Annotated in this window: 19 protein-coding genes; 9 read left to right on the top strand and 10 right to left on the bottom strand. The window is 53.4% G+C overall.

The window, feature by feature from the left end; translation table 11 throughout:
• Nucleotides 1-113 precede the first annotated feature (113 nt).
• The 6 genes from BQ7364_RS14305 to BQ7364_RS14280 all read right to left on the bottom strand — a co-directional run bounded on the left by BQ7364_RS14305 (nt 114) and on the right by BQ7364_RS14280 (nt 5,220).
• On the bottom strand, nt 114-551 hold the full coding sequence (locus tag BQ7364_RS14305) for a C-GCAxxG-C-C family (seleno)protein (RefSeq protein WP_072685334.1): 438 nt from the start codon (nt 549-551) through the stop codon (nt 114-116).
• 221 nt (nt 552-772) lie between these two features.
• The gene (msrA, locus tag BQ7364_RS14300) at nt 773-1,321 is read right to left on the bottom strand and encodes a peptide-methionine (S)-S-oxide reductase MsrA (protein WP_072685333.1); all 549 of its coding nucleotides are present in this window, start codon (nt 1,319-1,321) and stop codon (nt 773-775) included.
• Nucleotides 1,318-1,914, bottom strand: coding sequence for an NUDIX hydrolase (locus BQ7364_RS14295; RefSeq protein ID WP_072685332.1), 597 nt, complete (start codon nt 1,912-1,914; stop codon nt 1,318-1,320). Before BQ7364_RS14295 ends, msrA begins: the two co-directional genes overlap by 4 nt.
• The gene (locus BQ7364_RS14290) at nt 1,892-3,298 is read right to left on the bottom strand and encodes a sulfatase (RefSeq protein ID WP_229100728.1); all 1,407 of its coding nucleotides are present in this window, start codon (nt 3,296-3,298) and stop codon (nt 1,892-1,894) included. The genes BQ7364_RS14295 and BQ7364_RS14290 overlap by 23 nt, the downstream gene beginning before the upstream one ends.
• A gap of 220 nt (nt 3,299-3,518) precedes the next feature.
• Entirely contained in the window at nt 3,519-4,304 is a 786-nt protein-coding gene (locus BQ7364_RS14285) for an NAD kinase (RefSeq protein WP_072685429.1), read from the bottom strand.
• A gap of 187 nt (nt 4,305-4,491) precedes the next feature.
• Nucleotides 4,492-5,220: an HAD family hydrolase gene (locus BQ7364_RS14280; RefSeq protein WP_072685330.1), complete on the bottom strand. Its 729-nt coding sequence runs from the start codon at nt 5,218-5,220 to the stop codon at nt 4,492-4,494.
• 97 nt (nt 5,221-5,317) lie between these two features.
• Between BQ7364_RS14280 and BQ7364_RS14275 the strand changes: the two genes are divergently transcribed.
• Together BQ7364_RS14275 and BQ7364_RS14270 are read left to right on the top strand one after the other, a co-directional pair.
• Nucleotides 5,318-5,863 (top strand): CYTH domain-containing protein, encoded by a 546-nt coding sequence (locus BQ7364_RS14275; protein ID WP_072685329.1) that lies wholly within the window; start codon nt 5,318-5,320, stop codon nt 5,861-5,863.
• A gap of 91 nt (nt 5,864-5,954) precedes the next feature.
• A complete protein-coding gene (locus tag BQ7364_RS14270) occupies nt 5,955-6,815 on the top strand; it encodes an HAD-IIB family hydrolase (protein ID WP_072685328.1) in 861 nt (286 codons plus the stop codon).
• Between the two features lie 230 nt (nt 6,816-7,045).
• Here the strand turns inward: BQ7364_RS14270 and BQ7364_RS14265 are convergent, their stop codons facing one another.
• From BQ7364_RS14265 to mscL, 3 genes are all read right to left on the bottom strand, one after another.
• Nucleotides 7,046-8,125 carry a DUF4261 domain-containing protein gene (locus BQ7364_RS14265; RefSeq protein WP_072685327.1) on the bottom strand — a complete coding sequence of 360 codons (1,080 nt, stop codon included), beginning with the start codon at nt 8,123-8,125 and terminating at the stop codon, nt 7,046-7,048.
• A 262-nt stretch (nt 8,126-8,387) separates the two neighbouring features.
• Complete coding sequence (locus tag BQ7364_RS14260; RefSeq protein ID WP_072685326.1) at nt 8,388-9,857, bottom strand: alpha-amylase; 1,470 nt, start codon at nt 9,855-9,857, stop codon at nt 8,388-8,390.
• A 129-nt stretch (nt 9,858-9,986) separates the two neighbouring features.
• A complete protein-coding gene (gene mscL / locus BQ7364_RS14255; RefSeq protein WP_072685325.1) occupies nt 9,987-10,427 on the bottom strand; it encodes a large conductance mechanosensitive channel protein MscL in 441 nt (146 codons plus the stop codon).
• Between the two features lie 272 nt (nt 10,428-10,699).
• On the opposite strand from mscL, the gene BQ7364_RS14250 reads away from it, so the two are divergent.
• From BQ7364_RS14250 to BQ7364_RS14235, 4 genes are all read left to right on the top strand, one after another.
• On the top strand, nt 10,700-13,072 hold the full coding sequence (locus BQ7364_RS14250) for an FMN-binding protein (RefSeq protein ID WP_072685428.1): 2,373 nt from the start codon (nt 10,700-10,702) through the stop codon (nt 13,070-13,072).
• A 438-nt stretch (nt 13,073-13,510) separates the two neighbouring features.
• The gene (locus BQ7364_RS14245) at nt 13,511-14,224 is read left to right on the top strand and encodes a DUF5131 family protein (protein WP_072685324.1); all 714 of its coding nucleotides are present in this window, start codon (nt 13,511-13,513) and stop codon (nt 14,222-14,224) included.
• Nucleotides 14,225-14,270: 46 nt separating this feature from the next.
• Nucleotides 14,271-15,179: an AraC family transcriptional regulator gene (locus tag BQ7364_RS14240; protein ID WP_229100727.1), complete on the top strand. Its 909-nt coding sequence runs from the start codon at nt 14,271-14,273 to the stop codon at nt 15,177-15,179.
• Nucleotides 15,152-15,649, top strand: a complete 498-nt coding sequence (locus BQ7364_RS14235; protein ID WP_229100726.1) for a hypothetical protein — start codon at nt 15,152-15,154, stop codon at nt 15,647-15,649. The genes BQ7364_RS14240 and BQ7364_RS14235 overlap by 28 nt, the downstream gene beginning before the upstream one ends.
• Nucleotides 15,650-15,865: 216 nt before the next feature.
• Here BQ7364_RS14235 and BQ7364_RS14230 read toward each other — a convergent pair whose 3' ends face one another.
• Nucleotides 15,866-16,444, bottom strand: a complete 579-nt coding sequence (locus BQ7364_RS14230) for a TetR/AcrR family transcriptional regulator (protein WP_072685322.1) — start codon at nt 16,442-16,444, stop codon at nt 15,866-15,868.
• 236 nt (nt 16,445-16,680) lie between these two features.
• On the opposite strand from BQ7364_RS14230, the gene BQ7364_RS14225 reads away from it, so the two are divergent.
• The 3 genes from BQ7364_RS14225 (at nt 16,681) to BQ7364_RS14215 (ending at nt 18,952) form a co-directional block, all read left to right on the top strand.
• A complete protein-coding gene (locus BQ7364_RS14225) occupies nt 16,681-17,064 on the top strand; it encodes a hypothetical protein (RefSeq protein ID WP_072685321.1) in 384 nt (127 codons plus the stop codon).
• A 210-nt stretch (nt 17,065-17,274) separates the two neighbouring features.
• Nucleotides 17,275-17,949, top strand: a complete 675-nt coding sequence (locus BQ7364_RS14220; protein ID WP_072685320.1) for a response regulator transcription factor — start codon at nt 17,275-17,277, stop codon at nt 17,947-17,949.
• Nucleotides 17,942-18,952 (top strand): sensor histidine kinase, encoded by a 1,011-nt coding sequence (locus BQ7364_RS14215; protein WP_072685319.1) that lies wholly within the window; start codon nt 17,942-17,944, stop codon nt 18,950-18,952. Before BQ7364_RS14220 ends, BQ7364_RS14215 begins: the two co-directional genes overlap by 8 nt.
• Nucleotides 18,953-18,958 lie beyond the last annotated feature (6 nt).

Below are 18,958 nucleotides of genomic sequence, written 5' to 3'. Positions count from 1 at the left end.
CACGCACCGTTAAGAATCGGATAAGCCCCCAATTCTCATCCTCCTCAAATTCAGGAAAAATCAAAAGTGTCTCCCGCTGCGGTCCCCTTTCGTGATGGTTCTTATTTTCAGCGTCAGGCTGCCGTTTCGTCCACGCCTTCCAGCGGTTTCGGCAACAAGCCGACATCCCGCAGCACCGCTTCCAAAATATCCGCACAGTTTTCCACCGTTGCCGCACACCGGCGCTCCGGCTGAAACAGCCGCGGCTTGATTTCCTCGCAGCGCAGCGATCCCAGCCGCTGGCGCACTTGTTCGACTACCGCTTGCGTCAAAGGCTTTAACTCCGCGCAGTCATGCGCTTTGGTTTTCACGATCAGACACCCCAGCGCGCACACGGCTCCAGTCAGTGCGCCGCACACATCCCCCACCTGCAAGCCGCCGCCCAAACCGGCCATCAGATGACAAGCATTTTCATCCAAATTTAAATGCCACGCCGCGTTCGCCCCATAAACCAGGCTTTCCGCACAATTATATCCCTGCTCATAATAATGAAGCGCATAGTCTTTCAACATTCGAATTTCCTCCTGTTTTCTACCTTAATGATACCGGAGTTCTCCCGCTTTGAAAAGCGAAATTCCCGAATCATGTTAGAGAATGCATGAAACTCAGCGCTGCGGTAACGGCCGCCCTCCTTGAAGAAAAGGAAAAAAGCTGCCGCTGCCGACAACTCTCTTTCCTTTTCTAAAAGTTCGAAAAAGCGTGAAACTCTTAAATTTTGAACTTTGCTTCCGCTTCAATCCAATCCAACATGATCCGACCGCATCCCTGTGATTTCCCGCTGCGCTTTCCGCTCCTGCGGCCGCATCACGGAAAAATCAACATGGCAATACCCCTGCGGATGACGCACGAGATAATCCTGATGTTCCTGTTCGGCGTCATAAAAGCAGACTAACCGTTCGACCTCCGTCACGATTGGACGGGCATAGTTTTTCTGCCGCTCCTTCACAAACTGCCGCGCGATCGCCTCGTCTTCCGCGCAAGCCGGATAAATTCCCGTGCGGTAGGACGTTCCCACATCGTTGCCCTGCCGATTCAGGGACGTCGGATCAATGATTCGAAACAGATGATCCAGCAGCTGTTCGAGCGTGATCTGATCGGAATCATACACGATCCGCACGCATTCCGCATGCCCGCTGATCTGCCGCTTCACCTGCGCGTAGTTTGGGTTTTCAAGACTTCCCTGAGCATATCCGACGCGTGTTTCCTCAACACCCTTTAACCGTCGGTAATATTCCTGAACACCCCAGAAACAACCGCCGGCCACTACGATTTCTTTTTTCATTGCGGCTCCTTTTCGCGCAGTGCTTCCCCTTTCCACTGACGGGAGCGCGCGATCAGCTTTTCATAGACTGGAAGCATCCGCGCTTCGCTGACCACCTTGGGCAGATCCGCGATCGGAATCCAGGCAACGGCGCTGTTCTCATCCGCTTTGACACTCAGCGTCTGATCCGTCGGTGCGATAAACAAATAGGTCACGTTCAAATGTTCGTGTTCCTTCACCGGCTTGCCCCGCTTGATATGCGCCGGGACAGGCAGGATATCCAATGCCAGAATTTCCCGGGAAAACGGCGTCAGCTCCGTAATTCCACTTTCCTCTTTCGCTTCCCGCAGCGCGACCGCAAACAAATCCGGATCCCCATCCGCATGACCGCCGAGCCAGGAATACGACTGATAAATATTATGATAAGCCATCAGCACCTGATCCAGCGCTTCGTTCATCACCCAGGCCGAGGAGGAAACATGCGCTTCTTCATTCTCCCGGGTCAGGATATTTTCCAGATCCAGCACTTCCAGAAACCGGGCTTTATCGCTGCGTTCCTGTTCGTTGAAGGGAACGTAAGCGCGGATGGCATCACGCCATGTCCTGTTCTGCATTGGGATTCACCTCCGGATACCACGCATCCACCGCTTCCAGCCATTCATGAAGCAGGCTGTGGAACTGCCGGACTAAATCCGGATTGGCCTCAGCCACATTGTGTTTTTCCGAAACATCCTGTTCCAGATCAAACAGCCGGACGCTGTGATCTTCATAAAATTCGATGTATTTCCATTTCCCGCAGCGCAGCGCCGAGCCTGGGGTTCCGCCCTGATTGCCATAATGCGGATAATGCCAGAAGATCGGCCCGCGGTCAAATTCCGCCTGCGGATTCAACAGCACCGGAGCCAGGCTCACGCCGTCGCAATGCTGCTGCGGACGCAGCGGCAGACCGCACAGCTCAAGCAATGTCGGATAGAAATCCGGACTGGTTGTCAGCGCGTGACTAAGACTTCCCGCCTCGATCTTCCCCGGCCAGCGCACAAACAACGGTTCCCGCACCGCGCCTTCATACATCCAGCCCTTGCCCTCCGACAACGGGAAGTTGCAGGTCGGCGAATGTTCCGCCGTTGCCAGTCCGCCGTTATCCGAAGTGAAAATCACGATTGTGTCCTCGTCCAGCCCTTCCGCTTTTAACGTCGCCATCAGCTGGCCGACGCTGTCGTCCAGTGCCTTGATCATCGCGGCATACACCGGATCCGACTGAACAATCCGGCGGGTGATCCGCTTATCCTTTTTCTGCAGGATCGGAAACGGATCGCCGATCTCAAACGGATCCTGCTGATCCAGTCCCCTCCGCTTCGCTTTTTCTTCAAAGTAGGCGATATCTTCCGCCTTGGCCTGCAGCGGCGTATGCACCGCATAGTGCCAGAGGTTCAGGAAAAATGGACGCTGACGGTCACGACTGCGGATCAAGGCGGCCGCTTCTGCGCCGATCCGGTCGGTCAGGTATTCCCCTTCCGGTCCATCGCTGAGGTTTTCCATGTGATACGGACTGAAATACCCCTTCTTCGGATGGCCCCACCAGCTGCCCCCGAGGTTGACATCAAAGCCGTGATGCTCCGGATACGCCGCTTCTTTTCCCAGATGCCATTTTCCGACATGCCAGGTCTGATAGCCGGCTTCCTGAAAGGCTTTCGCCATCGAGAACTCGCTGACCGGCAGCTCCTTGATATACGGCGCGTCGATCAGCTTGCCGCGGCAGGGATGATAGTTCTCATGATCGATCCAATCAGTCACCTTTAAGCGGGCCGGATATTTGCCGGACAGAATACTGGCGCGGCTGGGCGAACAAACCGGGCAGGCGGCGTAGGCTTGATCAAAAGCCATGCCTTCTTTTCGCAGCTGGTCGATGTGCGGCGTTTCATAAAACGAGCTTCCCTGACAGCTTAAATCCATCCATCCCAAATCGTCGATCAAAATCATAATTACGTTCGGTTTCATCTTCATCGCTCCTTTTCTTTATTTGTTTTGAGTCTGATTCCCAGTTTAATTTTCAGTCCCGACCTTCCTTTTGTTCTTTAAGGTTTCTTCTGCCCACGGTTTTCTTTCATCTCCGATCAAATTTCAGTTTCAGCTGGGGATTGATCGGAACTATGCCGAAATCCATCTTCCGGTCAAGCCGCGGGTTTAACCCCGAATTCAACCGCTGATTAAGCCCAGTCTAAAACAGAATCCGCAGCCGCTGCAAATAAGCCAGATCCCGATACCGGGCAATCTGAACCTGCTTCGGACTCTGGAACACTTCGATTTCAGTTTCCTGATCAAGGTTGAAGCACAGGTGATCATAGCACAGAAGCGCGCCTTCGAAGTTGGCGGACCGCAGCTTAATCACGGATTCCGGCCGCAGGATCAGAGGCGAACCCAACGAGCGGTAAGCACGGTGATGAATTCCCGTAATTTCGCTCAGCTGCAATAGCGGAAGGCCGCTTTCGATCACCGCCCCGCCTAAGGAGCGGTTATAAGCCGTGGAACCGATCTGCGTACACAGACACAACCCCGTTCCGCGGAAGGTTTCAAAGAAAGAACCGTTGATCTCGATATCCATCAGCTGCGTTTTCGTCACGTTTTCAATCCGCATTTCGTTTAACGCATAGATCGTTTTTTCCTGTTTCTCACCGCGTGCCGTGACCTGAAGCAGACGTGCGCTTTCGCACTTTGGACTGCGGTGGGTCACATCTTGAACGCACAGATCCATCTCATCGCAGCGGTAATCGCAGAAAAAGCCGAGTGTTCCGCTGTGAATCCCGACAAACTTTACATTTTCCAGCTGATCCAGATATTCGTGCACGGCATAGAGAAATGTGCCGTCCCCACCGATCGCAAAGACCAGATCGGGCTGCCGTTCCTCTTCCGTCCAGCCTTTCTCACGCAATTTATCCGCCAGCTCGCTTTTCAGCTGCCGGGATGTTTCATCGGGCCGGTGAACGACCGCAAACTTTTGTTTCATACTCTTTCTCGCTTTCTTCGCTTTTTTCCCAGCTTCAATGCTTTTCATCCATTCGCATTAAGCTGCTTTTTTTCACGGCTTTTCGCCTGCTTTTTTCCGTGGCTTTCAAAGCTTTGCCTGCCGTCTTTCTGACTTTTCGCATGCCCGATTTTCAAAGAAGAAGAAAACTCAGGCTGCACGCTTTATTCTATTGCGTTGTTATTTCCCTGTCTTTGAACTTGGACGCCAGCAGCGCAGGAATCTCGCACAGCTGACCGCAATGCCAAAACGATGCGCATTCATCACAACCATGCACTAACAACGGCTGCAGGCCCGCCTGAAGAGCGCCCTGACCATCCGCGATCGGATTATCACCGATCATCACCGCCGCCGATGGATTTCCCAAGGTTTCCATCGCCAGCCTGAACGCCTGAGGATGGGGCTTTTCCACGGCCGTCTGCGCGGAGCCCAGCACGGCTTCAAAGGCGTCCGTCAAGCCGAGGCCGCGGACAATCTGCGGCAGCTCCGGCACATGATTGGACAGGATGATCATCCGGTAGCCTTCGCGTTTCAGGCAATCCAGCGTTGCAAGCGTATCAGGATAAAGATGATAAGAGCGGCTGTCGGCCTGAACGCGGTGCACCCGTCGGGCGATTCGCTGCGCTTGATCACCAGTGAAGCCCAGTGCAAGCGCCACTCGAACCAGATACGCCTCCAAAAAGGTCCACCAGGCTTGCGGATCCGTCAGCTCCGGGTGCAGCTTTTCCGGTTCGTCCCATGGAAATCCGCTGTGCATCAGCGGGCGGACGTCCTTCAATGTCAACCCATGCCCCGGCGCCAGCTCGTTCATCGCCGCCAGCATCGCTCCGGACCATTTGCCTTCCTGATAAGCCAGTGTTCCGTCGAAATCCCAGATCAGTGCCGGTCGTTGATTCATGCGCATCTCCTTTATGCCGCGAAGCTTTCTCTCACGCGGTTTTCCTTTTCTTTTCTGCTTCCTTATTATATCATACAGGGAAGAGGTGAACTTTCCAATGAATGAAAATCTTGAAATTGAATATAAAATGTTGGTCAGCGAACAGGAGTTCAGCCAGCTGCGTGATTTGACCGGCGTTGATCAGGTCCTCGTGCAGTCCAACGTGTATTATGACTGCACGCCCAGCTCAACGTTAAAGCAGATCGCGATGCGGATCCGCGACGTGCGGGGCAAGCATCTGTTCACCATGAAGATTCCCCAGGCTCAGGGCGTGCGGGAGATCGAGATGGAGCTGCCGGAAAACAGTCCGGAAGCGTTTGACAACCCGGAAATTCGGGCTTTGTTTGACAAGCTGGGGCTTACGCTGCCCGTTCATGTCTGCGGTCAAATGATCACGCACCGGCATCTGCGCGTTTATCCTTTAGGCGAGTTATGTCTGGATCACAGCCTGATCAACGGCCGCAGCGATTATGAAATCGAATTTGAGGTCACCGGTGATCCGCAGGCGGGAAAAGCCTTTTTTCTGGATCTGTTAAGTCAGGCAGGGCTGACTTATCGGGAAAACAGACGGTCAAAATACGCGCGCTGCGTTCTGGATCAATAATTCGCCTGTTTTCTTCTTTTTTCGGCATTTTTAACAAAGCGGAAAAGAAAATAAGCGATTTCCTGATATAATGGGACTGAGGTGATTTTCTTTGATCAAAATCTTATTCTCCGACCTGGACGGTACGTTGTTGTATATCCCGCCGGTGCTGACCAGCGGCGTCAGCGAGGAAAACCGCGCGGCGATCCGCCGGCTGCAGGATCACGGCGTACGGTTTGCGATTGCGACCGGCCGGTCTGTGAATTTTCTGCCGCATCATTTTGGTTCCGATCTGGTGTTTGACACCGTCGGCATCTGCGGCGCTTCCATCCGGCTCAACGGCCGCTTCATCTATCAGACAGATTTCGACCACGATGAAATTGAAGCGCTTCTGGAGGTTTTCTCCGACAGTGCCTACGAGCATCGTTTTCTTGTCGTCACACAGGACAACGACTATATTTTTGAGGATCCTTTCGGGGAACAGGCGATGGAATATAAGCTCAATCCCAAGCACCGGATCCGCGATTGCCGGCGGGTGCTGGACGAGTCGATTTCCGAATATATCCGGGATCCGCACCATACGCACATCACCGCCTGTTTCTGCCACTTCCAGCAGGAAGAGGGCGTCGATTATTATAAGGATATGTTAAAGCGGAAATTCTTCGAACGGTATCAGATTATTCAGACCAGTCCGTATTCGATCGTCATTTTGAAAGACGGCGCGAACAAGGGGACCGGGATTGCCAAGATCGCGGCGCTGACCGGCGTCGGTCTGGATGAAGTTGCAGTAATCGGGGATTCGGAAAACGACTTTGAAATGTTCGCGATGATCCCGCACAGCTATTGTATGAGTCATGCCCGCCCGGATATCCAGGCGAAGGCGAAAACGGTTGTGGATTCCGTCGCGGAGTGCATTGATTTGATTTTGAAGGAGAACGAACAGGAGCGGCTGGAAAATCTGAATCTTCTGTAAAAGTCAGGCTTCCCGCCACCCCTTCGCCAGATCGCAGGAAGGATGGATAATCAAGGGTATTCCGTGTCCAAAGTGCCACGCTTTCAACTCAACAGCGATTTCCACTTTGTTTGCCTTCTCATTGAGGGTCCTGTTCGCTGTACAGGCCAATTTCATAAGAAAAACGTTGATCCGTGCGCTCCGCTTCGGCTTTGGCCCGGCGGTTGGGAATCAACGTTTTTTTATTTATTTTATGCCGGCTGATAGCGGATTTGCAGCATCGTCTGATCCAGCGACCGGCCCGGCCCGCAGGTGATCGGCAGTTTTTCTTCGGCGCTGAAGCCGATCGTTTCCCCATCGTTGAGCGTCACGTCCTGATCGAGGACATAGCTGGCAATGGCATAGAGGAAATCGTGCAGCTGCTGCGGTGAAGCGGCGCTGTCCAGCACCTCCATCTCCCGTTTTCCAAAGGCCTGAAGCCCATAGGTGTACGCGCACATCCCCGCTTCGCTGCGGTACAGTCCAAGATACACCCAGTCGTAGATCGGCAGTTCGCCCTCGTTCATCTGTTTTGCGACTTCTCGATACAGCTTTGGTTCGTACACCGTACCGGTCGTATAGACGCCAAGAACGCCGTCCTGCCGGCAGCAGCTGGCCATCAGCTTCGTATAAAGCGAAGCCTGAATCAGCGCCGCCTGATCCCGGCCTAACACCGCGACAAGCAAATGAGCCTGATGCTGTTTCGTCATTTCGACAGCCTGCGGCCACAGGTAATTGTTTTCCGCATTGCGTTCCGCTTCCTGATTGGGAACCGACGCGCCCATCAGGCTGACGGCCAGGGTCATCCCGTCGACTTCGGCTACCAGCGGCTGATCTGGATCGTCCGGCAGCTCACGGATCTCAATCTGCCACCTTTCGCGCAAATCGTCCGCCAGCTTCCGCGGATCCCAACGCGCTTCCCGCAGCAGCACAAAACCGGCGAACGGGCCGATCCCGGCTGCTTCCTCCTGCTTTGCTGCTTCCCGCATGCAATAGGCGCGGACCTGTTCAACCAGCGCGACCGCCTGATCGACAGCGTTTGCTTCCTGATAAACTTCCATTTCGCTGAACACATGTCCGCAATGATCAAGCGCGTCCTTTTCATAACCGCCCGCGACCCCCAGCAGCCAGTCGGGATGATTCCGGGTTGGTTTGTAGCGGAAGATATAATAATGCAGATCATGCAGATCAAATTCCTGCGTTTGTTCCAAACATTCAGGGACACTGCCCAGTTCATGTTCGTCAGCCAGCCATTCGGCCATCGCTCTGCGTGCCGCTTCCGCTTGATTCATGCGTCATTCCTCCTGAACCGGGGATTTCTCCGGTCTGTTTTCTGTCTTCTGTCTTCTGATTTCTGATTTCTGATTTCTGATTTCTGATTTCTGATTTCAGGATAACCGATCGGTCGGATTTCGGCAAGTAAATTTGTTTGAATGAAGGCAAAGTCTGAAATCCGAAAGGGCAGCCTTTCCACAACTTTCTAAAGGATACCAGTGCGATCAATCGGCAGCCTGCGATGGCTTTACTTTTTCTGTATCGTTGATGAAATCCACTTTATAAGGTCAGCGTCAGCGCGTCGTAGGCTTCATCCAGCGCCCAGACGCTCACGCTGCCCCCGCCGACCGGGAACGTACCGCATCCGTTTTCATCCAGCTGTATGATTTCCGCCTGATTCATCAGCACATCCAGCATCGTCTTGCCCGCCAGAGCCGCGCCCAGCTCCATCGTTTTGGTTCCGCCCGGCGCATCGCTCATGATCACCGCCAGACCGGAATGCGGATGTTGATCGTCCCCGGACAGCGTCCAGCCGATGATATTGGCGTCGTCAAAGTAATCGCGCTGAAGACCATAGGCGTAATCCCGGCGCGCCCGGATCATTCGCTCCAACCCCATCACCGGCGCAATGCGGTCATGCGGAATTCCAACTAAATCACCGTAAAAAACACACGGAATGCCCTCCTTCCGCAACAGGATCAGCGCATAGGCCAGCGGCTTAAACCAGGCCGGCACCCATGATGCCAGCGCCTGGGAGGGTTGGGTATCGTGATTATCGACAAACGTCACGGCAGCGTCCGGCTCCGTCTGAACTAACGTGTTGCTCAAAATCTGAGCCATGTCAAACTGAGCGTTGCTGGTGGCGGCTTTGACAAACTGATAATGTAACGGTACATCGAACAACCGCATGCAATGACCGCAAACGTCCAGATAATGCCGCAGCTTATCCAGCTCCCAGCTCCAATATTCACCCACGGCCGGCAATGTCTGACCGGTGTTTTGACGCAGCTCGCCCAGCCAGTGAGTATAAAACTGAAAATCCATGTGCTTTACCGCGTCCAAACGGAAGCCATCCATTTTCACCGTATCGTAATACCACTGACCCCAGCGGTCCAGTTCCGCGATGACCTCGGGATTGGACAGATCGAGATCCGCGCCCATCAGATAGTCATAATTGCCATTCTCGCTGTCGGTTTCCTGATCCCATTGTTTCCCGACAAAGCGGAAGATTCCGCTGTACTTCCAATCGCTGTCCCAATCCGTGCCGTCGAAATGACTCCAGTTCCAGGTGAAATCGGAATACTTTCCTTTCCGCCCCGGGAATGTAAACTTCGTCCACGCCTGAATCGTCCGGGGATCCGCAACAGTCTGGTTCCGGTTGTTCCCGGCGTCCTGCACCGCCAGCACTTCCTCCTGCGCATCCGCGCCCAGCCGGTGGTTCAGCACGATATCGGCCATCACTTCAATTCCGGCCCGATGCAGCGCTGCAACAGCTTCAAGATACTCCGCGCGTGTTCCATATTTCGTTGCGACAGTCCCTTTCTGATCAAATTCTCCCAGATCATACGTATCATACACGCCGTAGCCAACGTCGCTTTTTCCACCCGTGCCTTTATAGGCCGGCGGCAGCCAGACACCGCTGATTCCCAGCGCAGCCCAGTTTTCCGCCATCGCGGCGCACCGCTTCCAATGCTGCTGATCCTCGGGCAGATACCACTCGAAGGCCTGCAGCAGCGTTTTATTTTCCAAGTCAACCGCCTTCTTTCTATGATTCAATACGTTTACTGTACCACAAATCAATCTGATGAAAGTTGAATTCAAAAAATTGTAAGAAAAAAGAAAAACTCTCCTCGAAGGAGAGCTTTCGACAGAATCCGTTTATTCCGCTTCCAGCTGGGAAGTGCAGTGCGGGCAGCGGGTGGCATGCAGATCAATCTCGGTCTTGCAGAAAGGGCAGACCTTGGTCGTCTTCGGCTGCGGCGCCGGTTCTTCCCTGGCACGCAGCTTGTTCATCCAGCGAATGATCAGGAAGATGACAAACGCGGTTAACAGAAAATTGATCAGTCCGGTGATGAAGCTGCCGTAAGCGATCGTGGAAGTATGTGCCTGCGCTTCCGCCAGCGTCGGGTAATGCTGGCCATCCAGCGCAATGAACATATTGGTGAAATCCAGCCGGCCGGTAAACAGACTGATCACCGGCATGATGATATCGTTGACCATCGACGTGACTAACGCGTTAAAGCCGCCGCCGATGATCACGCCGACCGCCAGATCGATCATGTTGCCTTTCAGCGCAAATTTCTTAAATTCTTTGAGCATTTTTTCACTCCTGTTCTGTGCGTTCCATTATAGTGAACCCCCGCCGGAAAATCAATTCTTTCCATCAGATTTTCTTGCCTGAGGGATGAATTGGAAAGCGGCGGGCCCGTGCGCGTGATCTGAATTCATAACCATTTACAGTTCAGTATTAGAACTAAAAATCAAAAAATTAATCTTCACTTAATCCTTGATAATTCTTTCTCATGATAGAATACAGACGAAATCTGCGGAAGTTTTTGTTAACCGCAGAGGAAGAAAGAGAGGAAATAATGATGAAAAGCAGTAAAAAGCTGACGGCGCTTCTGCTTGCGGGCCTGATGATGACCACCGCGGCCTGCGGGACGAAGAACGAACCGGCCCAGGGAAGCGGTAGTTCAAAAGGCGAAGCGACGATCACAAAAACAGCCAAAGGTTTCGGCGGCGACGTCACCGTCACCGTGAACTTTGACAAAGACGGCAAGCTGACCAGCGTGGAGGCGGCCGGCGACGAGGAAACACCAACGATCGGCGGTCAGGCGATCCAGGAACTGCCGGCGAAAATCGCCGAGGCAGGCAGCGCGGACGTGGACGGCGTCGCAGGCGCAACCATCACTTCCAGCGCAATTAAAACCGCGGTGCAGGAAGCGATCGACGAATACAACGGCACAAGCGCGGAAATTCCGGCCGCCAAGATGAAGGCCGGCACCTACACCGTCACCGCCAGCGGTTTCTCTTTGTTGAAGGAAATGGAAGTCGCGGTCACGGTCAGCGAAGACAAGATTGAAAACATTGAAGTGCTGGACAACGGCGACACCTATCCGTTTTTGGAAGCGGCGAAGGAAAAACTGATTCCGCGGATTCTGGAAAATCAGTCAGTCACCGTCGATTCGATCTCCGGCTGCACCGGTTCCAGCACCGGCATCAAGCAGGCCACGGAAAAAGCCGTTGCCCAGGCGTTGGCCGAAGGTGGTTCCGAGGCAGCGGCGATCAAGAATTTCTATAAGACGCCAGCCAAATCCACAGAGCAGGAAACGATCGACGTCGACGTCTTAGTCGTCGGCCTGGGCGGCTCTGGCACAGCGGCGGCGATGAGCGCGGCTGAAACTCAGTACGCAGCCAATGGCAACGACGCCTCCAAGGTCAGCGTTCTGGCGATTGACAAAGCCGGCAAATACGGCGGCACCTCCTGCATCACCGCGGACACGATGGGCATCAACGCCCCGGAATACGACAAGACCTACCACGGCGGCAAGGATTATGTCGACGCCAAAGCGATGAAGGAAGACTGGAACAACTTTACCAAGGGCGACGCGAAGCAGGATCTTCTGGATCTGTTCTTCGACGAATCCGGCAAGACGGTCGACTGGCTGATCAGCCACGGCTTTGATTACGGCAAGGGTTCCCCGGAGGGCGAAGGCTATCAATACGGCGGACCGCAGCGCGGTTTCACCGACGAGGATATCTGGTACGTCAAATTCCAGTATACCGGCCAGGGTTACGGCAACTGGAAGAAAGAAACCGGCGAAATGTTTGACAGCATGATCGCCGACTATGAAAAGGTTGGCGGCCAGTATCTGCTGGAAGTCGAAGCCAAGGAATTGATTTATGACAAGGACACCAACACCGTAACCGGCGTCAAGGCGGAACGTTACGATGGCAAGCAGTACACCATCAACGCCAAGAAAGTCATCATCGGCACGGGCGGTTTCTCCAACAACGCCGCGCTGCAGGAAAAATACCTGTCCAACCAGTATTACCCGCTGCAGGGCAGCTGGCTGATGTACGGCATGCAGCAGAACGACGGCACGATGATCAGTTCCGCGCTGGATCTGGGCGCCGGTACCTACAATATCGGGATGCCGCCGATGGTTCACTTGCAGGGCGCGCCGATCACGCTGCACGAATATCCGGTTGAGGTCGTCGGCGATGAAAACGACGTGGGCTTCTGGACACAGCTGCCGCGCCGCAACTCACTCAATGATTTCCCGAATGCGCTGGCCAGCGCCGCTTACGCGCTGCAGGTCAACATGAAGGGCGAACGTTTCTCCAACGAAGCGGGCACCTTCCAGACCTGGAAATCCGGTCCACGCTACTACACGATCTGGTCGGACGACTTCTTCCGCGACGTTGAAAAGAACGGTCTGCCGGTCAGCTTCAACGACGATCTGACCTGCCAGGGCGGCATCGACGCAGGCAAACCGCTGCCGGTGGACGAGCTGATCGACCTGTGCGTGAAAAAGAGCATCGCTTATAAAGCCGATACGCTGGAAGATCTGGCAAAGCAGCTGAAGATCGACCCGGCGGTCTTAAAAGACAATGTCGACCGCTACAATGCCGCGGTGGAAGCAGGCAAGGATGAGGAATTCGGCAAGGCCGCGGACTTCTTAACGATGAAGATCGGCGAAGAAGGCCCATATTACGCCTTTGTCGGCGCTTCCTACATTTACTCCACGGTCGGCGGCTTGGACGTCAACACTGACATGCAGGTCTTAGGCTCCGACAATGCGACGCCGATCAACGGCCTGTACGCGGTCGGCACGGATTCTCTGGGCGTTCTGTTCTCAGAACAGCGTGAATACGTCACCTATGGCGGCGCAGCTCAGGGTTGGGCTTATACGTCCGGACGTCTGGCCGGCATCAGCGCGGTCAACAGCCTGGGCGAATAAACGTCCCATTGCAGCGCATCAACACCAATGATTCATGAAGGTTTGCTCGCTGTAATGCCACAACATCCAGGATTGAAAAAGGTCTGTCCCCTGCGGCAGACCTTTGTTTTATTTTCGGCTTGTCCTGATCAACCCTTATCCTGTGGAAATACCCCTCCAGCCGGCAACGGTTAACCCCCTTTTCTCACCGGAGTCAAAGCGGAGAAAATACGCTTCCGGATGCGCTGCGCCGCAGCTCAGTCTCACTTTCAATCGGAACACACCTTCCCTTTTCCGTCGGAAAAACCTGAATTTCCCGGTTTACTTTCCCGCGTTCCTTTCGCATAATGAAAGAGAAACATAACGAATCGGATTCTTATTTTAAATTGAACGATTCGGCGCAAATCTTAGGAGGTTCCGGCAATCGGCCGTCAGCCGCAGAATCACGGAGGGAAAATCATGGCATTCTGGACACCCTGGCGCGGCTGTCACCGTCAAAGTGAAGGCTGCCGCTATTGTTATATCCACAAAGGCGACGCCCGCCGCGGCGTCGATACGAACCAAGTCGTACGCAGCGAGCATTTTTACGCGCCGCTGGAAAAGAAAGCCAACGGTGAATGGAAAATGAAAGGCGGACAGATCGTCTACGTCTGCTTCTCCTCCGACTTCTTTGTCGAAGACGCCGATCCGTGGCGCGCGGAGGCCTGGCAGATCATCCGTCAGCGTCCGGATCTTCATTTTCTGTTTCTGACCAAGCGCATCGAACGGTTTTCCATCGGTCTGCCGGACGACTGGGGTGCGGGCTATCCCCATGTGACGATCGGCTGTACCGTTGAGAATCAGCGCCGCGCGGATGAACGGTTAGCGCTGTTGGCCACGCTGCCGATCGCCCATAAGAATATTATCTGCCAGCCGATGCTGGAAGCGATGGATCTGGAAAAATGGCTGCGTGATGAAACGATCGAACTGGTTGTCGCCGGCGGGGAATCGGACCGCTGCGCCCGCCCGTTAGACTACGCCTGGATTCTGGATTTGCGCGCCCAGTGCGAACGCCAGCATACGCACTTTGAATTCCGCCAATGCGGAACGCATTTCATCAAGGATGGCCGGCTCTATACGCTGCCGGTCAAGGAACTCACCCGCCAGGCCCGCAAAGCCGCGATCAACCTCTGACAGCTCGCTTTTTCCGGTCTTAAAATGCGAGGATATTCTCCCAAGCATGAAGTACAATCAAAAATACAGAAAGGATCTGGAAACTATGGAATGGATTGACCGCCTCAACGCCTCGCTGAATTACATCGAGGAACATTTAACGGAAGAAATCAGGCTCGAGGAGCTTGCGCGGATCGCCTGTTGTTCCAGCTATCACTATCAGCGCATGTTCACTTACATCGCAGGCATTCCGCTTTCCGAATATCTGCGCCGGCGGCGGATGTCGATTGCCGCGGTCGAGCTGCAGCAGAGTGAAATCAAGGTCATCGACCTTGCCCTGAAATACGGCTATACTTCGCCGACCGCCTTCAATCGGGCATTCCAAAGCGTGCATGGCCTTGCCCCTTCAGCCGTCCGCAAGCCGGGCTGCTCCATCAAAACTTTCCCGCCGATCAGTTTCCGGATCACTGTCAAAGGAGTGGAAGAAATGAATTATCGGATTGAAAAGAAAGAAGCGTTTCGGATCGTGGGCTTATCCGCCCCGATGAAAAGCAACACCGAGGAAAATTTCAGCGTCGTCCCGCAGCTGTGGGGCCGGGCGGCAGAGGAATGCTGGATCGGAAAACTGGCGGCGATGATGAACGCTCAGCCGATGGGGATCTTGGGCGTCAGCGCCTGCTTTGAGCATGAAAACTGGAAATACTTTATCTCCGTGGCGACCGATCTGCCGGCGGAAGCGCCGTTAGAAGAGTATGTCGTGCCGGCGTTTACGTGGGCGATCTTCTCCGGGGAAGGGGTTTGTCCGCAGGCGATTCAGGATCTGGAACGAAGAATCGTCACGGAATGGCTGCCGACCTCCGGGTATGAATACGATAACGGCCCGGACATCGAGGTTTATCTGGAACCCGATCCATCCCAGGCCCGCTTTGAAGTGTGGATTCCCGTGGTATGCGCTCAATCCGGCAACGCGCAATGAGCGCCGCCTTTGACGATTTTAAGCAGAGTCTGAAGCCTGCGGAACAAGCGGGAGTTCAGACTTTGCATGAGGCTTTGTTAAATCAGGGCTGTCAGGCGGAGATCAAGGAAGCCAAAAGCGGATACACCGTCAGCTACCTGAAGCCGGACCGCAAAACGCTGGCCAACTTCGTCTGCCGGAAAAGTGGCGTCAAGCTGCGCCTGTATCCGGAAAGCATATCCCGGTATGAAGCGTTTTTAAGCACGCTGCCGGAAGCGATGAAAAAAGCGATCCGCAAAGCCTCGGTTTGTAAGCGGTTGATCAATCCAGACGACTGCAACCCCCGCTGCCAGACGGGCTACACGTTCACAATGGATGGCGAATTGTTTCAGAAATGTCGGTATATGGCCTTCTTCTTTACCGTAAACGAAAGCATGCTGCCTTCACTCTTGGCGTTTCTTGAACAGGAACGGCAGACCCCCGCAGCGTGATCGCTTTGATTTATCCCATTGCAGTTCCCTGAATTCCCTTCTGTTCAGGGAACTTTTCATGTCTTCTTTTCCGCTTTTTCCGGCTGCCTCCCATTTTGTTTCCACAAAAAAACTCCGCCCAAAATACTTTCCCAGTCAAAAATCTGACCCAAGGGGGATTTAAAAGCGGAGCTTTATTTTTTCGCTGTCGTTTCCCTTCCTCATTGAGAATAGTTCTCATTGAAGCAGGGCGCGGATCGCCGGTTCCAGCGCCAACAGATCTGAGGTGTCTTTGCGGATCCAGCAGGAAAGCGTCATCCCGTGGATCAGCGCGCAGATCTGCGGGGCGATGTGTCCGGCCCGTTCCAGACTGTATCCGCAAGCCATCAGCTTATCGCAGTATAAGCGAATCCAGCGCTGATAGACCTGTTTCGCGGCTTCCTCCATGTCGGCGCTGATATCGGAAGCTTCGATGCCGATGAACGTGATGACCAGCGACGTCGCGTATCCCTTGTGATTTTCCAGCATATCCGCAATGTGATGCGCCATCTTGACAAACACGTCCACCGCGTTGTCCGATACCGGGAAGATCAAGGCCAGAATGCCCTGTTCCATGCGCTCATAGGCATAATTGAGCACTTCAACGCCCAGCTGATTCTTGCCGCCGGGGAAGAAATAATAGAACGATCCTTTGGGGATGCCGCAGGTATCCAGAATCTCTTTCAGGCCGACGCCGTAGTAGCCTTTTTGAGCGATCAAGTTCGCAGCCGACTTCAGAATCCGCAGTCGTTTTTCATTCGTTTTTTCCTGATTCATTCTGTTCTCCCTCATCCCTGTCCGCCATCCGCTTTCTTTCTCTATCTTTTTATTATAAACTAGAATTAAGCATTAAAGAAAGAGTCGATCCCGAAATCTCGTTATAAAGTACGAAATTATCCCGGATTTGCCGCGCAGGCTGAAATCACAGACTGTTGCTTATCTGTTCTGCCGGACAGACCTGATCTTAAATTCTCGTGTTTTCTTTCTCTTTAATTCAGAATGGAGTCCCTTTTATGAAAAAACAACCCCGCCGTTGGTTCCGGATCCTGACCGCGATTGGAATTGCAAGCTTGATGATCGTCGGTATTCTCGCCATTCAGACCTTTTCGATCATCCGGCCGCGCTGCGTCGATCAGACACTGTCCATGCGCTGCGTCGGCGCATGTCCATCAGAATTCATGGATCTTCATCTACAAGGAAATGTCGATCAGTTTCATCAGTTTAACGGTTTTTTACAGGTTGGTGAGTTGGAAATCAAGCTGGAAAACAGGAACATGATGCCCGCGTCATTATTTTTTGAACAGAGAATATCAGTTTTGGGACTTGAAAATCTCCCCCTTCGCGCCGGATCTGAAATATGTCGTCAACCGTCCGATGACCCAGTGGTTTATCTTTGACAGAGAACGCTCATTTCTAATTTTGCCCGTGGATTTTGATCGGAATCAGCTGGACTCGGTTGAAAGCGCCGCCGGCGTTGATCTCGGCCCCCGAGACTGAAGCTGATTTTAACGACGCCTGATCAAACAAGCGCAACCGATCATTTTTGTCACAATCTCCAATTCCCGCCTTTTTTCAATTATAATAAGGAAGATGAAGGAGGGCCTGATATGAATAAGATCTGGATTATTGAGGATGACGCCAGCCTGGCCCGGCTGATCTCGGAGAATTTAACTAAATGGGGCTATCCTTGCGAAGCGGCGACAGATTTTGATCAGCTGGACAAGGATTTTTTAAGCGTGCAGCCGCAGCTGATCATCATGGACGTCTCGCTGCCGGGGAAAAGTGGTCATGCCTGGTGTGCGGAAATCCGCAAACTATCCAAGGTACCGATTCTTTTTCTGTCCTCACATAATGAAAACATGGATATCATCATGGCGTTGAATCAGGGCGGCGACGATTATCTGACCAAGCCGTTTTCCATGGAAATTCTGGTCGCCCGGATTCAGGCGCTGCTGCGCCGGGCTTACAGCTACGAGCCTTCGGGAACGCTGATGGAGTTTCAGGGCGCCGTCTTCAATCTCGCCGACGCTTCCTTAAGCAAAGACGGCCGGCAATGCGAGCTGACCAAGAATGAGTTTAAAATCCTGCAGCTGCTTCTGGAAAATAAAAATAAAGTCGTATCCCGGGAAAAGATCATGTTGAAGCTATGGAACAACGACTGCTTCGTCGATGAGAACACGCTGACCGTCAACGTCAACCGGCTGCGCAGAAAAATGGAACAGCTGGGCATCGACGACTGCATCGAAACACGCAAAGGACTGGGGTATTTGCTTCATGCTTAAAAGCTATCTGCGTCATCGCTCGTTTCTTTTTCTGTGGACAGGGATCGTGCTGGCGATCTACGCCTTCCTGCAATATCTCTACTGGTATCCGCTGGATTCGATCGGCTACACCGCCCTGATCGTCCTGACGCTGCTGACCTTGATTTCCGCGCTGGATTATCGTCGTTATCAACGTCGGCAGCGGCAGCTGGAAGCGTTGGAAGAGGCGTGGATCAGTCTGGAAAAAGAAATGCCGGAAACGCGTGATCCGCTGGAGCTGCGCTATCAACAGCTGATCCTGAAGCAGCGCGTCATCCTGACGGAAGAAAAGGAAAAGCAAAACGCCGCACAAAAACAGCGGGAAGAGCTGGTCACGATGTGGATGCATCAAATTAAACTGCCGCTGGCTTCACTGAGCCTGATTCTTGAAAGTCTCGAGCCGGAAGACACCATTTCCGCCAGTCATCTCAACGAAATGAAGCTCGCGCTGATGCGAACGGAACAGTATGCACAGACCGCGCTCAAGGCGATTCAGATTGAGAATCTGAAAGAGGATCTGATTTTAGAGCCGTGTGATCTGGGCGAGCTGTGCCAGGAAGTGATCCGCAAGCAGGCGCTGCCGTTCATCCTGAAAAAGCTGCAGCTGAACTTCACGCCGTTTCATCAACCTGTTATTACCGACCGGAAATGGCTGGGCTTCATTCTGGAACAGCTGTTGTCCAATGCCTTAAAATACACTGACGCCGGCATGATCAGCGTCACGTTTCGCTGTGATCCGACACCGCATTTAATCATCGCCGATACCGGTCGGGGCATCGCCGCCGCGGATCAGGCACGGTTGTTTGAGCGGGGCTATACCGGCTATAATGGCCACCATGACTTCAAGGCCAGCGGGATCGGGCTTTATCTCTGCCGGAAAACCGCCGATTCGCTCAATATCAAGCTGCATCTTGAATCCGAAAAAGAGAAAGGTACGCAGGTTCATCTGATCTTCCCCTCTCCCGATCTGTTTTTCTATCGCTGATTCCTT

The sequence above is a fragment of the Holdemania sp. Marseille-P2844 genome, assembly GCF_900120005.1.
GTDB lineage: Bacteria > Bacillota_I > Bacilli_A > Erysipelotrichales > Erysipelotrichaceae > Holdemania.
The sequence above is the reverse complement of the archived record's forward strand: the minus strand, read 5'-3'. Positions and strand labels throughout refer to the sequence as shown.